The sequence below is a fragment of the Pallidibacillus thermolactis genome, from assembly GCF_025660415.1.
GTDB classification, from domain to species: Bacteria; Bacillota; Bacilli; order Bacillales; family Caldibacillaceae; genus Pallidibacillus; species Pallidibacillus thermolactis.
This window is the reverse complement of record NZ_JAOUSE010000028.1, coordinates 24,773-40,166: the sequence shown is the minus strand read 5'-3', so window position 1 is coordinate 40,166 and position 15,394 is coordinate 24,773. Positions and strand designations below refer to the sequence as shown.

The 15,394-nt window shown below is 35.1% G+C and carries 14 protein-coding genes and 1 riboswitch; of the genes, 5 read left to right on the top strand and 9 right to left on the bottom strand.

Going from position 1 to position 15,394, the window contains the following annotated elements; genetic code table 11:
* Nucleotides 1-686: 686 nt before the first annotated feature.
* From OEV82_RS09975 to OEV82_RS09960, 4 genes are all read right to left on the bottom strand, one after another.
* The gene (locus OEV82_RS09975) at nt 687-1,493 is read right to left on the bottom strand and encodes an enoyl-CoA hydratase/isomerase family protein (RefSeq protein ID WP_263061778.1); all 807 of its coding nucleotides are present in this window, start codon (nt 1,491-1,493) and stop codon (nt 687-689) included.
* Nucleotides 1,494-1,515: 22 nt separating this feature from the next.
* The gene (locus tag OEV82_RS09970) at nt 1,516-2,589 is read right to left on the bottom strand and encodes an acyl-CoA dehydrogenase family protein (protein WP_263061777.1); all 1,074 of its coding nucleotides are present in this window, start codon (nt 2,587-2,589) and stop codon (nt 1,516-1,518) included.
* A 17-nt stretch (nt 2,590-2,606) separates the two neighbouring features.
* Nucleotides 2,607-3,761, bottom strand: a complete 1,155-nt coding sequence (locus OEV82_RS09965) for an acyl-CoA dehydrogenase family protein (protein WP_173662461.1) — start codon at nt 3,759-3,761, stop codon at nt 2,607-2,609.
* A gap of 151 nt (nt 3,762-3,912) precedes the next feature.
* Nucleotides 3,913-4,176, bottom strand: coding sequence for a YtzC family protein (locus tag OEV82_RS09960; RefSeq protein ID WP_263061776.1), 264 nt, complete (start codon nt 4,174-4,176; stop codon nt 3,913-3,915).
* 180 nt (nt 4,177-4,356) lie between these two features.
* Here OEV82_RS09960 and OEV82_RS09955 point away from each other — a divergent pair, with 180 nt between their 5' ends.
* Nucleotides 4,357-5,322, top strand: coding sequence for a TIGR01212 family radical SAM protein (locus tag OEV82_RS09955; RefSeq protein WP_263061775.1), 966 nt, complete (start codon nt 4,357-4,359; stop codon nt 5,320-5,322).
* Nucleotides 5,319-5,894 carry a tRNA (mnm(5)s(2)U34)-methyltransferase gene (locus OEV82_RS09950; protein WP_173662458.1) on the top strand — a complete coding sequence of 192 codons (576 nt, stop codon included), beginning with the start codon at nt 5,319-5,321 and terminating at the stop codon, nt 5,892-5,894. The genes OEV82_RS09955 and OEV82_RS09950 overlap by 4 nt, the downstream gene beginning before the upstream one ends.
* Nucleotides 5,895-5,952: 58 nt before the next feature.
* Here OEV82_RS09950 and bioB read toward each other — a convergent pair whose 3' ends face one another.
* The 3 genes from bioB to OEV82_RS09935 all read right to left on the bottom strand — a co-directional run bounded on the left by bioB (nt 5,953) and on the right by OEV82_RS09935 (nt 8,798).
* The gene (gene bioB, locus OEV82_RS09945) at nt 5,953-6,948 is read right to left on the bottom strand and encodes a biotin synthase BioB (protein WP_263061774.1); all 996 of its coding nucleotides are present in this window, start codon (nt 6,946-6,948) and stop codon (nt 5,953-5,955) included.
* Between the two features lie 48 nt (nt 6,949-6,996).
* Complete coding sequence (locus OEV82_RS09940; protein ID WP_263061773.1) at nt 6,997-7,593, bottom strand: biotin transporter BioY; 597 nt, start codon at nt 7,591-7,593, stop codon at nt 6,997-6,999.
* Between the two features lie 143 nt (nt 7,594-7,736).
* Entirely contained in the window at nt 7,737-8,798 is a 1,062-nt protein-coding gene (locus OEV82_RS09935) for a tetraprenyl-beta-curcumene synthase family protein (RefSeq protein WP_263061772.1), read from the bottom strand.
* A gap of 151 nt (nt 8,799-8,949) precedes the next feature.
* Here OEV82_RS09935 and OEV82_RS09930 point away from each other — a divergent pair, with 151 nt between their 5' ends.
* Nucleotides 8,950-9,471, top strand: coding sequence for a gamma carbonic anhydrase (locus OEV82_RS09930; protein WP_173662454.1), 522 nt, complete (start codon nt 8,950-8,952; stop codon nt 9,469-9,471).
* Between the two features lie 346 nt (nt 9,472-9,817).
* Here OEV82_RS09930 and hmpA read toward each other — a convergent pair whose 3' ends face one another.
* A complete protein-coding gene (hmpA, locus tag OEV82_RS09925) occupies nt 9,818-11,020 on the bottom strand; it encodes an NO-inducible flavohemoprotein (RefSeq protein WP_263061771.1) in 1,203 nt (400 codons plus the stop codon).
* Between the two features lie 173 nt (nt 11,021-11,193).
* On the opposite strand from hmpA, the gene OEV82_RS09920 reads away from it, so the two are divergent.
* Nucleotides 11,194-11,634 (top strand): RrF2 family transcriptional regulator, encoded by a 441-nt coding sequence (locus tag OEV82_RS09920; RefSeq protein ID WP_173661392.1) that lies wholly within the window; start codon nt 11,194-11,196, stop codon nt 11,632-11,634.
* A 192-nt stretch (nt 11,635-11,826) separates the two neighbouring features.
* On the opposite strand, the gene metK is transcribed toward OEV82_RS09920, so the two are convergent.
* Entirely contained in the window at nt 11,827-13,026 is a 1,200-nt protein-coding gene (metK, locus tag OEV82_RS09915) for a methionine adenosyltransferase (protein ID WP_263061770.1), read from the bottom strand.
* Between the two features lie 262 nt (nt 13,027-13,288).
* A riboswitch (SAM riboswitch) is annotated at nt 13,289-13,389 on the bottom strand.
* 234 nt (nt 13,390-13,623) lie between these two features.
* On the opposite strand from metK, the gene pckA reads away from it, so the two are divergent.
* Nucleotides 13,624-15,207, top strand: a complete 1,584-nt coding sequence (pckA, locus tag OEV82_RS09910) for a phosphoenolpyruvate carboxykinase (ATP) (protein WP_173661396.1) — start codon at nt 13,624-13,626, stop codon at nt 15,205-15,207.
* Nucleotides 15,208-15,394 lie beyond the last annotated feature (187 nt).

Genomic DNA, 15,394 nt, shown 5'->3' with positions numbered 1-15,394 from the left:
ATACGAAAAAATGTGCCGAATAGCAGCGTAAAACATGGGGTACAGAACCACTTCCCCCTTCACATTTTTTTGGCACAACAGCCATGGGTTTATTTCTCCACGTCCCAAGTAGATTGTCAAAGGCTCTTTTCACTTTGACAATCTACTTGGGACGTGGAACAATCCATGAATGGTTGTTGTGCAAAAAAACTTAATCTTTTTGTGTCCAAAAACTTGACGTAGATCCATTATTATTATACCAAATATAAATAAAACTATACTCATAACCAGTTTATTTAATAGATAACTTAATGCTATATTTTTTAAAAAGTTCATCACGATAATGAATCAAAGCAAAGTTTAACATCCATTATCTTTACATACTAATTAAATCGTGAATTTCTTTTGGTGTTTACAAAACAAAGTCAGCTTCTTCAAATCCTTCAATCTTTTTCGATATAGTTCCATCTACGTTAAAAAGGACATATATAAACAATTTCAATCTCCCTTAGACTTGTAGTTATAACATAAGTTACCACTATCTTAAATTGGGCATGCCTTTTCTAAAGAAAATATATTTTTTCGTTAAAATGATCTTAAGCTAAAGCCAAAAAAGTACACCACTAAATTAATAGTGATGTAAAAGCAAAGAAAAGAAAAATTATTTTCCTTTTCAACTCCTTTAGTTTTCAAATCCTTAACTTAGATTAATCAAACTTTGGCTTCTTTTTTTCAACAACCGCTTGTACACCTTGTTTATAATCATCTAGCTCCGTCACAATAGCCATAAACGAAGAAATCATATCTAATGACGATCTGAGATCCATATTCCGGTTTTGATAAACTGCCCGTTTCGTTAGTCTCATTGCTTGCTGTGGTCCACTTATTAATTTTTGAATATATTGTTCTGTAAAACGATCTAATTCTTCATCTGGAACAACGAAGGTTACTAACCCCATTTCCTTTGCCTCTTTTGCAGTAAGAACTCTTCCTGTCCACAACATATCTAATGCACGATCTACTCCAACTAATCTAGGAAGAAAATAAGCTCCTCCATCCCCCGGAACGATACCAACATTAACATAGCTTTCGGATAGTTTCGTACTTTCTGCTACAATTCGTATGTCACACATTAATGCCATATCTAAGCCGGCTCCGAAGGCAAAGCCATGGACCTTGGCAATTACGGGTTTGTCAATTTCTTCAAGCAATAATGGAATTCTTTGAATTTTTTTCCAAAGGGAATTTTTTCGAGCCAGTCCCGTACTTGATATATCTTCCTCACTTTTAAAAAATCCGTTCCCCTTCGCCATTTCTTTAATATCGCCGCCAGCACAAAAACCTTTGCCATTGCCGGAAACAATGACAGCACGTATTTCATCTGAATCGCGGACCGTCTCAAGCGCTTCAATCCAAGTATTGATCATTTCATCACTGAATGCATTCATGCGATCTGGTCGGTTTAACGTAATTTTAGCTACCGTATTTTCAACAGAAAATAATAAATCAGCCATTTTCCTCCCCCTACTCTCACGATTAATCCTTTACTTTTACGCCACTGGATTTTTTACTGTTCGTTCTTGTTAAAAACTCCCATAACGTAGCGTCTTCACTATTTAAAAACTTGATTGCTAACTTTTCGGCCCAGTCATTTTCATTCCCTACCTCTTCACGCCATGACCAAAGTCTTCTCGTTAATTGATGGAGACGATGTTCATGGGTAACGCCAATGGCACCATGAACTTGATGGGCAAGCTCGGCAACTTTGCCAGCAGCTTCATTTGTTTTCACTTTTGCACTAGCTAGTTCATAAACATCATTATTTTGTTGGAAAGTTTCAATCGCTTTATTTGTGATCGTTAGAGAAGCTGCCGTTTCTCCTGCTAAAATCGCTAAGTATTGTTGAACCGCTTGTTGTCTATGAATTGGTCGTCCAAACTGTTCACGCTCTCTCGTATATTGAACGGTCATATCTAATATAATTTCCATCGCACCACTTATCATGACAGCTTTTGATAAAGCTAGTATTTGTTGAGCTCTTTCAATTAACGCTGCCTCGTCAACAACTTTCAATTGCAATTGTGCAACCAATTGATCAATTTTAATCGTATCCATCGGTTCCCCTGCAAGATTATTCATCTTTTCAATCTGTACATTTTCTAAAGGTAATAATACGAGATGAGTTTCATTTCCTATTTTTGCCAAGGTCAAAAGCTTTTTCGCATATCTTCCCCACGATACATCAGTAAGTGTGCCCGAAACATGGAAACCATTCTCTTTTTCGTAAATATGAATATGTTCGTCGTTTTTTATTGAAAGAGTTGTCGGTACGGTTTCCGTCTGAAAGCCTGAATCATGCAATAACCAATTGACGATTAATGTTTCTGAAACCGGTAAAGGAACAGCATACTTTCCTATTAACCTTAAAATGTGAAAACCATCAGCATAATCACCACCAGTTCCACCGTTTTCCTCCGGTATTCCGATCGTAAAGATGCCTGCTTCTTCTAGTAAGTCCCACAACTTTTGTTGCCATGTGCCGTCTTCAGCCTGATCAATTAATTCTTTTGTACAATTTTCTTTTAAAATTTTCTCGGCTAACTCAACCATTAGATCCCTCATATCACTCATTGAGCCACCATTCCTTTCGCTACAATTCCTCTTAAAATTTCGGTCGTTCCGCCACGTAAAGTAAAACCTGGAGCATGTAAAATTGATTGGGCTAGATATTTTTCAATACGGTTTTTCGAATCTAATGAAGGCTTTCGATTAACGAGTAATCTTGTTAGTTCAGCGACATATTTTTCAAATTTCGTTCCCATATCTTTAATTAACGCTGCTGTTATCGCTACATCTTTACCTTCCTCTAAATATTGAGCTACCCCAACAGACATTTGACGAAGACTATTTAATTCAGCTACTAGTTTCATAGATTCTGTTAAACGAGGGAGATCTTTCTCTTTCTTTAATTCTTGAATTAATTCTTCTAAAAGTGGAAATGTACTTAAAATACGCTCAGGCCCGCTTCTTTCATAAGCAAGCTCTGCCATATTTTGTTTCCAACCATTGCCTTCTTGACCTACTAAATTCTCATCTGGAACAAAAACGTTTTCAAAAAAAACTTCATTAAAATGGGCGGCTCCCGTTAAATATTTAATCGGACGAATACTAACTCCTGGTGCAGATAAATCAACGATTAATTGGCTTAAACCGGCATGACGATTATTTGGATCCTTTGGTCTTGTGCGACAAAGAACGATCATATAATGGGCATGGTGAGCACCGCTTGTCCAAGTTTTTGAACCATTTAAAATCCAGCCGCCATCTGTTTTCTCAGCTCGTGTACTGACAGATGCAAGGTCAGAACCGGAGTTTGGTTCACTCATCCCAATCGCAAAATAACATTCACCTTTCGCAATTTTCGGTAAATAGAAGTTTTTCTGTTCCTCTGTACCGAACCTTAAAAGTAGAGGACCTGATTGACGGTCTGCAATCCAGTGTCCGGCAACAGGCGCGCCTGCTGCAAGTAATTCTTCGATTACAATATATCTATCAATTGCACTTCTTTCTGCACCACCATATTTTTTTGGCCATGTAATCCCAATCCATCCCTTTTCACCGAGTTTTCGGGAAAACTCGGGATTAAACCCGTTGAGCCAAGAATCACACCTTGTTTCATATGTACCTTTATCTTTTTCTTTCTGTAAAAACGCCCGTACTTCTTGTCTAAAGTTATTTTGTTCTTCAGTAAATTCCACAACTGGTAGATCAAAATTGTACATTTCATTCCCTCCTCCAACCTAAAAATTCAGAAAATAAAAAACTATATATATGTATACAATATTACGTTTTCTATTATGATTGCAAATAAAAAATTCTTAAAAGTCAAAATAATAAGGAAAGGACATTATGAAGTCCTCTCCTTTTTTAAACTTAATATTCGAGTAAGGTCATTTCATTTTGCAATGCTTGTATTTGTAATCGCAAACGATGTAATTGTTCCCGTTGCTGGGCATTTGCAGACTGGTACAATTTCATTAGCTCATTGTAGCATTCTTCCAGTTCAAGTTGTGCATTTGTGTAACCTACATCATCGTAATGTTGTTGTCGTGATCCTTCGATTAAATGGGCACGGGCATAATCCATTGTCTGTTGACATTCGCTTATAAATCGTTCTAATGATTCACGTGTTGTCATTGTATCCCCCCTCAAAACCAAATCGAATCAAATGAAAGAGGGAAATCTCTTTCAAAACTATTATCTGCTCTTATTGAAATTAGTTGTTATAAATTTTTTGGGAATAATGGTAAAATGAATTGAATAACATCTTGACATTGATGCTTTAAAAAGCCACAAACTTTGAAGGGAAGTTTTTCTATGAATCCATTTCCATATTCAGTGGATAATAAGCGATACCATACGTGGAATTATCATCTTCGAAATCACTTTGGTGAAAAAGTATTTAAAGTTCCGTTAGATGGAGGTTTTGACTGTCCAAACCGAGATGGTACAGTTGCTTATGGAGGTTGTACCTTTTGTAGCGCAGCCGGATCAGGAGATTTTGCTGGTGACCGAGCAAAACCAATTGATTTACAATTTCAAGAAATAAAAAATAAAATGCATCAAAAATGGAAAAACGGGAGATATATTGCCTACTTTCAAGCCTTTACAAACACGCATGCTCCGGTTAAAGTATTGCGTGAAAAATATAAAGTTGCCCTCGCACAGGAAGGTGTTGTCGGATTATCGATTGCAACTAGACCAGATTGTCTTCCCGATGATGTTGTTGAATATTTGGCAGAATTAAATGAACGAACCTATTTATGGGTTGAATTAGGATTGCAAACCGTTCATGAAAATACTGCAAAATTAATAAACCGAGCCCACGATCTTGAATGCTACATAAAAGGGGTTGAAAAGCTTCGTAAACATAATATTCGCATTTGTAGCCATATTATTAACGGCTTACCACAGGAAGATTATGACATGATGATGGAAACAGCAAGAACAGTCGCAAAATTAGACGTACAAGGGATTAAAATTCATCTTCTCCATTTATTGAAAGGCACTCCTATGGTCAAACAATATGAAAAAGGGATGTTAAAATTTCTATCCTTTGAAGAATATGTTAATCTCATATGTGACCAGTTAGAAATTCTTCCACCTGAAATGATCGTCCATCGAATTACTGGAGATGGTCCGGCGAATCTAATGATCGGACCGATGTGGAGCATAAATAAATGGAGTGTGTTAAATGCTATTGATAAAGAATTGGAACAACGTGGCAGCTTTCAAGGAAAATTTTATAGTGACAAAGCTGAAAAGGAAGCGATTAACAAATGAAACTTGAGCGAATACTTCCTTATTCACATACTTTAATGGAAAAAGCTGCCTCAAATGGTGATATTGTTGTCGATGGAACAGTTGGCAATGGGAATGATACAGTATTTTTAGCTAAGCTAGTCGGTCCAACTGGTAAAGTTTATGGTTTCGATATTCAAAAGGAAGCGATTGAAAGAACAAAAAAACGGCTGCAAGAAGAACAACTAACTGATAATGTAGAACTTTTTCAAGCAGGTCATGAAAATATAAAAAAGTATATTCCGAAACATTTCCATGGTCACGTAAAAGGGGCTATTTTTAATCTTGGTTATCTACCAAAAGGGGACCATCGTGTCATAACAAAACCAGAAACAACCATTCAAGCGCTTGAACAATTATTAGATATAATGGCTGTAGAAGGGATAATCGTTTTCGTCGTGTATCATGGTCACCCTGGTGGCGATGTTGAAAAAGAAGCATTGGTCGATTATGTAAAAAATATCGATCAACAAAAAGCCCATGTTCTTTGTTATCAGTTTTTAAACCAGAGAAATAATCCTCCGTTTATTATTGCTGTTGAAAAACGAAGATAATTTTCGACAATAAAAAAGTTCGCCATCAACCTATATAGGCGAACTTTATATATATATATTAGCAATTATTCTCAGTAACTTCTTTAAAATCTATTTCAAAACCTAGATCCCTTAACATTAAAAAGTCTGTTGATTCTTCTTGTCCATCTGTCGTTAAATAATCACCAACAAAAATGGAGTTTGCTGGATACAAACCAAGCGGTTGTAAAGTTCGTAAATTTACTTCACGTCCACCGGATATTCGGATTTCCTTTGTTGGATTTACAAAGCGCATGAGAGCAAGCACCTTTAAACAATATCTTGGATTTAATTCATTTGTTCCTTCTAATGGCGTACCTGAAATTGCATGTAAGAAATTTACCGGAATCGAATCTGCGTCTAGTGCCTTTAAACTAAAAGCCATATCTACTACATCTTCTTTTGTTTCCTTCATCCCGACAATAACTCCAGAGCAGGGTGAAATACCAGCATGTTTTACATGTTTAAACGTATGTAGCCGATCGTCAAATGTATGAGAAGTCGTTATAGCAGAATGATGTTTTTCCGACGTGTTAATATTATGATTATAACGATCAACACCCGCTTCTTTTAGTTTCAAAGCTTGTTCTGAGTTAAGGATACCTAAACAAGCACAAACGGTTAAATTAAAACGTTTTTTAATCTCCTGTACAGCCGCTGTCACCGTATCAAGCTCACGTTGGCTTGGTCCTCTACCACTTGCTACAATACAATATGTACCAACTTGCATTTCATAGGCTTTTTTAGCCCCTTCCACAATACTTGCTTTATCCAACATTGTATATTTCTCAATCCGAGCATTAGAAATACTCGATTGAGCACAATAACTACAATTTTCAGGACAAATTCCCGATTTCACATTCTTTATTTTATTCAATTTCACTTTATTACCATAATAATGATGACGAATTATATAAGCAGCATGAAGTAATTCAAGTAATTCCTCATCTGGTGACTTCAAAATACGAAAGGCTTCTTCTTTCGATAATTGTTTTCCACTTAAAACTTCATAGGCTAATTCTTTCCAATTTCCCATTCCATTTTCCCCTTTAACAACAGAACTAATTTTTGAAGCAAAAGTTATTTATGCCCCTGTACGTAAATGTTGAAATTGACCCTTTGTTAAAACAGATACGTGCATACGATGTGCAATAATACCAGCAACAAACGCTAAAATAATATCCTTAGGCAGCGGTGCTATCATCCATAGCCAAGCCATTCCGTAAGAAAATCCTTCCGGAGCTTGCGCCCAATTTAAATAGGCAAAATACATCCAGTTTGTTCCAACTACATAGTTGATGGCAGTACCTACTAACGCTGCAATAATATAAGGTGTAACTGTCTTTTTATTTTTGACTATTTTTCCACAAACAAAGGCTGCGAGTATAAAGGAAAGAATAAATCCGAATGTTGGGAAAAATAGAGCAGCAATACCACCTCTAAATTGTGCAAACAGAGGAAGTCCTATGAGTCCACCAATCATATAAACAGTTGTTGCCATCACCCCAAGTCTTGATCCAAGTATTAATCCTGCTAAAATTGCAAAAAAGGTTTGCAACGTAATGGGAACACCACCTACGATTAAAAACGGTGCAATAGTGGTAATATTAGCACCAATTGCAATCAAAACAACGAATAAACTAATTAGGGTTATTTCAATTGTTTTTAATTTTCCCTTCATATAACGGCACCTCCAAAATATTATTAACAATCTAAAAATAATAGACAACCGACCTTTTTGTCAACCTTTTAAATATAAAGTTGACATTTAGAGTTAAAAAATAGCCGTTTTGAAATTATAAACGGCTAGTAATGGTATACAACCTATACTTTAGTCTGTTTTCGTTGATAAATTTTTGCATTCATGTAAAAAAATTGACTAATCCAGCCACCATGTTTTCGGATTTTTTTTGCCAACAGTTCCGTTTCTTGTGATTGGATTTTTCTGTCAGATAAATATAGTCCTAATAAACCTCGATTAATCATTTGATGAAATTTTCGATCAGGGAGTAAACGTGCATGTTTATCCGCTTCATCTATAAATAATTGGAATCGATTCAATAATTCTTCATGACTTTCATAATAAGAACAAAAATTTAAATCTCCTCCTAATTTATCTTCTTCTTGATCAATGAAATAATCCAATAAAATATGTAAACCTTGAATATAAGGAAAATATCCATTACGAACGGTCTGAGCCTGCTTACGAGTAAAATTTTCCTGACATGCATAAGAGACAAGACAAAAAATTCCTAACGTAGAACCCGAACAAGCAGCAAACTCAAACCAATTTATATCAGGCAAAGAGCTCTTATTGGCTATAAACCAATTTTTTAACCGAGGCAATCGATCTTCTTCTTTTACATGTTTATGTACTTGTAAATCACAATAATATTGACATAAATCGATTAAATGCTTGCGAATGATAGGATAGCCTTTTACATTCTTCAAAACCGTTTGGCATGTTTTCACTAATTCTTGTAAGTAACCACCGTCATCTTGTTCTTCCCGATAACGATAGTAATTTTTGCACCCATTTTCAATTGTAACACTATCAAACATAGCCTGATGAAGTGTACGGAAGTCAAGAGGACTAAGGGATGTCGAACGATCGCAAAGGTTATCTAAATAATCACTAATCGTTTGATAAGCAACAATAAATGAAATGGCCTCTTTATATTTTTCTTTTGCTAATAAGCCGAGTATCGCTCCACCTTCACAATGAAATCGTTTATTTTTTTGGCTATTTAATGCTTGTTTTCTCAATTCCCGATTCGGAATTGCCTCCGCTTTTCTATTCCAGCGTTTTAATTCTTCATCAACGATTGGGAATATTTTTTTATAACATTGTTTCATCAAAGATAATGGGTTTTTTGGAATTGACAATATCTTCGCCTCACTCATGTATTTTTTTTAATACTTATTCAATTTATAATCACTATTTGTCTGTTTAAGTGAAAAAAGCATTAACACCACAAAATATTTATATTTATTGTAAAATAGTTTTGTTATAAACGAAAGGAAAGGGAGTTTGGGAATGTTTAAAATTTATCCATATAAAGGGGTATATCCGAAAATAGCACAATCAGTATTTTTAGGTGACTTTGTCACGATTACTGGAGATGTAGAGATCGGGGAATATTCAAGTATTTTTTTTAATACGGTTATACGCGGGGATGTTGCGCCAACAAAAATTGGCAACAACACAAATATTCAAGATTTATGTATGCTCCATCAAAGTCCAAATAACCCGCTCATAATAGAAGATAATGTAACCGTTGGACATCAAGTAACTCTACATAGCTGTATTATTAAAAAAAATGCACTTATTGGAATGGGATCGATTATACTTGACCGTGCTGAAATTGGAGAGCATGCCTTTATAGGGGCTGGAAGTCTAGTCCCCCAAGGTAAAAAAATTCCACCACATACTTTGGCCTTCGGACGACCAGCAAAAGTAATTCGCGAATTGACAGATGAAGATTATAAAGAAATGGATCGGATTTATCGTGAATATCGGGAAAAAGGCCAGTATTATAAATCTTTACAAAGTAAGTAGTAAAAGTGGGGTTGCATTGTATGTGATACTTTCGAATACTTTCTATGTATAACGCAATTTATAATAGTTTTCCAATAAATATTCATTAAATTAAAGAAATTCTCTCCTCCTAATACCACTCCAATTAAATTAGAATATTTGAAAGACATTAATAAGGCTATCCAGTTCAATAACGACATGCTGGATAGCCTTATGAGCATTCTATTTTATTTATTTTATATTTTTAGTATGATTATATATAGAAACCTATTTTTCACTACTGCATAAATCATTTTGATTTTATGCAGTTTTTTTGTTTATATATGTCATGTTTCCACTATCGTAATAGTGTTTAATCGTTAAAAAATTAATCTAAACCTTGTAACTGAGGACCGAATAACTCAAAACGAATATTCTCTTCAGAAATTCCCATTGCTTTAAGATTTTCGACCATTGCTTTCATAAATGGTTGTGGTCCACATAAATAAACAATTCCGTCTTTATTCACTACCTTTTCTAAAAACTCGCGATCGATGAGTCCTAAGTGATCAACTTCAGTCGTTTCATTAACTTTTTCATCTAACACTGTATAAAGGTTCGCATTCTCTGCTTTCGTTACCAATTCTTTCAGATCTTCGTGAAATGCACGGACATTTTCATTTCTTGCCGCTTGAATAAAAGTAATTTTCCGTTTACTACCTTTGTTTACTAATGTTTCAAACATACTGAGCAATGGTGTAATACCAACACCTGCTGCTATAAATGTCACTGGCTCTTCTTCTGCAGTATTTAATACAAAATCGCCAGCCGGTGCACTTACATCTAATCGATCACCTTCATTTACATAATCATGTAAGTAATTTGAAACAATACCAACAGGTTCTTTGTCTGCCTCACGTTTTACAGAGATTCTGAAATAATCTTTTCCAGGAGCTTCTGATATACTGTAATGGCGATTATGAACAAATTTTTCACCTGGAATAACCACTTTTACAGTAATGTATTGTCCTGGTTGGAAGTCTGGAACTGGTGTACCATCTAGAGCTCGTAAGTAGAAAGAAGTAATTTCATCACTTTCTTTTACTTTCTTAATAACTGTAAATGGTTTAAAGTCTGCCCAACCACCTCGTTTAAGCGCAGCTTCTTCATACATTTTCGCTTCTATTTGGATAAATACGTTAGCAATTTCTCCATAAGCTTCTTCCCATGCTTTTAAGATTTCATCAGTTGCAGCATCGCCTAAAACTTCTTTTATCGCATATAACAAGTTTTCGCCAACAATTGGATAATGTTCTGGACGTATACTTAATGCTCTGTGTTTATGCGCTATCGTTTTTACAGGACCAATAATCGCTTCAAGATTATCGATATTTTCTGCAGCAGCAATAATCGAATTTGCTAAAGCCGTTGGTTGAGAACCGACTTTTTGGTTTACATGGTTAAAATAGTTCAATAGTTCAGGATTTTCCCCCAACATTTTTTTGTAGAAGACCTTCGTTATTTTAGTACCATACTCCTTTACAACAGGTGCCGTTGATTTCACAATCTCAATTGTTTTCTCTGATAACATTTCGTCCTCTCCTTTTAAAACATATATTTTAAATACATCTTAAATGTATCTAAATCGCTTTCAAAAAGCAATATTTCAAATACATCTTTAAAAAAACGTTCACAATTAGAAGAAAATATCCATACGTTTTTATTATGTTATAATAGAAACAAAATTAACTTTTGGTGATGTCCATGCGAATGACTTTATATACCGATTACTCTTTACGAACCTTAATTTATCTTGCTGCAATGGATCAGAACAGACTTTGTAATATACAAGAAATTGCAGATGCTTACAATATTTCAAAAAATCACTTAATGAAAGTCATCCATAATCTCGGAAAACTTGGATACATTGAAACGATTCGAGGGAGAAATGGAGGATTCAAACTAGCAAAGAAACCAGATAAAATTAATATTGGTGAGTTAGTTCGTCAAACAGAAGATGGATTTTATTTGGTTGACTGTATGGACCCCAATCATCCCAATCCATGTATATTGACAAATTATTGTGGATTAACTCGAGTCTTTCGGGAAGCTTTAAACGCTTATTTCCAAGTATTAGATCAATTTACACTCGCTGATATTGTGCGAACTCCCCATCTTTACAAGAGAATTTTACAACAAGAATAAATATATTTTCTAACTTATATGTTTACCCCTTCTTATCATAAGTTTCTCTACATAAGGACCATTCCAAACAAAAGTCCGTCTTTAGAAAACATTTTGATTTAGAAAATGTCATACTAAACCACATGTTTATAAAGACGGACTTTTATTATATTCTATCTGTCACCTTATGAACATACCATTTTACAAAATAGATTAATCTACTTGAGCTTCTTCCCTTAAAATTTTTGCCTTATGCGTTTGCTCCCAAGGAAGATTTAAATCAGTACGACCAAAATGACCGTAAGCAGCTGTCTGTTTATAAATGGGACGACGTAAATCTAACATTTTAATTATTCCTGCTGGGCGTAAATCAAAATGTTTCCGAACAAGCCTTACTAGAACATCTTCACTGACTTTGCCTGTACCAAAAGTATCAATAGCAATCGAAACTGGTTGAGCAACACCGATGGCATATGCGAGTTGTACTTCACATTTTTCTGCAAGACCTGCTGCTACAATATTTTTTGCAACATAACGTGCTGCGTATGCGGCAGAACGGTCTACTTTTGTAGGATCTTTTCCAGAAAAGGCGCCACCTCCATGACGAGCATAACCACCATATGTGTCAACAATAATTTTTCGACCTGTTAATCCCGCATCTCCTTGTGGACCACCAATTACAAATCGTCCCGTTGGATTAATAAAATATTTCGTTTGATCATCAATTAAATCACTAGGAACAATAGGGTGAATGACATGCTCTTTGATATCCTTTTGAATTTGTTCCAATGTAGTCTCAGGATCGTGCTGAGTAGATAGGACAATTGTATCAATTCTCACAGGCTTTCCGTTTTCATCATACTCCACTGTTACTTGTGTTTTTCCATCAGGACGTAAGTATGGTAAAATTCCATCTTTTCTTACAACGGATAAGCGCCGAGATAATTTATGAGCCAATGATATTGGTAATGGCATTAACTCTTCTGTTTCATTACATGCAAAACCAAACATTAATCCTTGGTCTCCGGCACCAATTGCTTCAATTTCATCATCTGTCATTGTACCTTCTCTAGCTTCAAGTGCCTCATCAACACCCATAGCAATATCCGGTGATTGTTCATCAATCGATGTTAATACACCACATGTATCTGCATCAAAGCCAAATTTTGCACGGGTATAACCTATCTCACGAATAGTATCACGAACAATTTTTGGTATATCAACATACGAATTTGTTGTAATTTCTCCAGATACTAAGACTAAACCCGTAGTTACTGATGTTTCAGCAGCTACTCGAGCATTTGGATCTTTACTTAGTATTTCGTCTAAAATCGCATCGGAAATTTGATCACATATTTTGTCCGGATGTCCTTCTGTTACAGATTCAGAAGTAAATAAACGTCTATTAGCCATTTTTATCCTCCTTAATGTACACAACAAAGATAATAACCATTAACTTCATCATTATTATGAAATAAATCAAAATTCCAATTCCTAAGATGGAAAGGAATAAATAAAATTATAATACTTCTGATTCATATGAATTAATTCATTCACGAACGTTTTACATATACATACACTATATGGTATTTTCAACGCATATGTAACAAGAAATGAAGGCTAAAAAAATAAAACCTTTCCCCGCTAGAGGAAAGGTATATTTGCGTTCCTTTCACTCTTATCGATCAAGGTATTCCTTGCATCGGTTAGCACCTTGCACAAATGCAGGTTGCTGGGCTTCTTCGGGCCTGTCCCTCCACCAACTCTGGATAAGAGTATCCATTCAAATGTAAATCTTACATTAAAAGAACCCTAAGTGTCAATCATTTTAATCAAATAATAACTATAAATTTTTATTTTGTAAAAAGAGTATATTAATAAGAAATCGTTAATATTTTTTACGAAATTCTTTCAACTTTTTTTGATTATTAGTATAGACTAATAAAATAAATATGTTATACTAATTAAACAAAGGGTAAATAGAAATCATAAAGGGGAAGGTTTTTTTAAATGAATACAATTTACAATGTCAAAAGTTTAGAAGGATTACTTAGTGGAACCAATGTTGTTACACAATTATCCGTTCCAAAATTGGTTGAAAAGGTAATTAGCAGAAATGAAGGGGTACTTACAACTTCAGGAGCTGTAAGTGTTAAAACCGGAAAATACACTGGTCGATCACCGAAAGACAAATACTTTGTTCAAGAAGAATCAGTCTGCAATAAGATTGATTGGGGCAGTATTAATCAACCAATTTCGGAAGAAAAATTCTCACGTTTATATGCAAAAGTTTTAGATTATTTAAAAGTAAAAGATGAAATCTTTGTTTTTAAAGGATTTGCTGGTGCAGACGAAAATTATCGCCTTCCTATTCAAGTGATTACAGAATATGCTTGGCATAATTTATTTGCTCATCAATTATTTATCCGTCCAACTGAAGAAGAGTTAAAAAAACATGAAGCTCAATTTTCAGTTGTCTTTGCACCAAACTTCAAAGCAGATCCATTAGTTGACGGTACTCGTTCTGAAACATTCATTATCGTTTCATTTGAACATAAAGTTGTATTAATTGGCGGTACTGAATATGCTGGCGAAATGAAAAAATCCATCTTTACTGTCATGAATTATTTACTACCAGAACAAGATATTCTATCTATGCATTGTTCTGCAAACGTTGGAAAAGATGGTGATGTCGCACTATTTTTCGGGCTTTCTGGCACCGGAAAAACAACCCTATCCACCGATGATGACCGCAAATTAATCGGTGATGATGAACATGGTTGGTCCCTTGATGGCGTATTTAATATTGAAGGCGGTTGCTATGCAAAGTGTATCAATCTTTCTGAAGAAAAAGAACCGCAAATCTATAACGCTATTCAGTTTGGATCAGTCCTAGAAAATGTAGTCGTTGATCAAAACGGAAAAGCTGACTTTGATGATGGAAGTTTAACAGAAAATACAAGAGCGGCATATCCATTACATGCCATTAAAAATATTATCACACCAAGCAAAGCTGGTCACCCAAAAACCATTATCTTTTTAACAGCCGATGCATTTGGGGTATTACCACCAATTTCAAAATTAACGAAAGAGCAAGCAATGTATCATTTCTTAAGTGGATATACAAGTAAATTAGCTGGTACCGAACGCGGTGTTACAAGTCCAGAAGCAACATTTTCAACTTGTTACGGAGCGCCATTCTTACCATTACCAGCTAACCGCTACGCTGAAATGTTAGGTGAAAAAATTGACCAGCACAATGTACAAGTCTTTTTAGTAAATACAGGCTGGACTGGCGGTGAATACGGTATCGGAAGCCGTATGAATTTAAAATATACAAGAGCAATGGTTCGCGCCGCAATTGAAGGTAAATTAAATAATGTTGAAACTGTAAAAGATTCAATATTTGGTTTACAGATTCCAGTGGAAGTGCCTGGCGTACCTTCAGAAGTCCTTTTACCAAATAAAACTTGGTCCGATGAAAATGCTTATTTTGAAAAAGCAAAAGAACTAGCGAATCAATTTAAAGAAAACTTTAAGAAATTTTCTAGTGATAATTTAGAAATTGAAAAATTAGGCGGGCCAATTATATAGATTATAAGGGTGTCTAATAAGACATAAAAAGTGGATTTTTTGAAAGGAGCGTTGGCGGCGACTCCAGTGGAAACAACAAAAACTTTGTGCCGAAAGCATAAGCATCAGGCACACAAGCCACGGCCCCAGCAAGCGCACAAGAGCGTTTGCTGGGGCCGTGCCATTGGATGCGCTTCTAACAACGTAA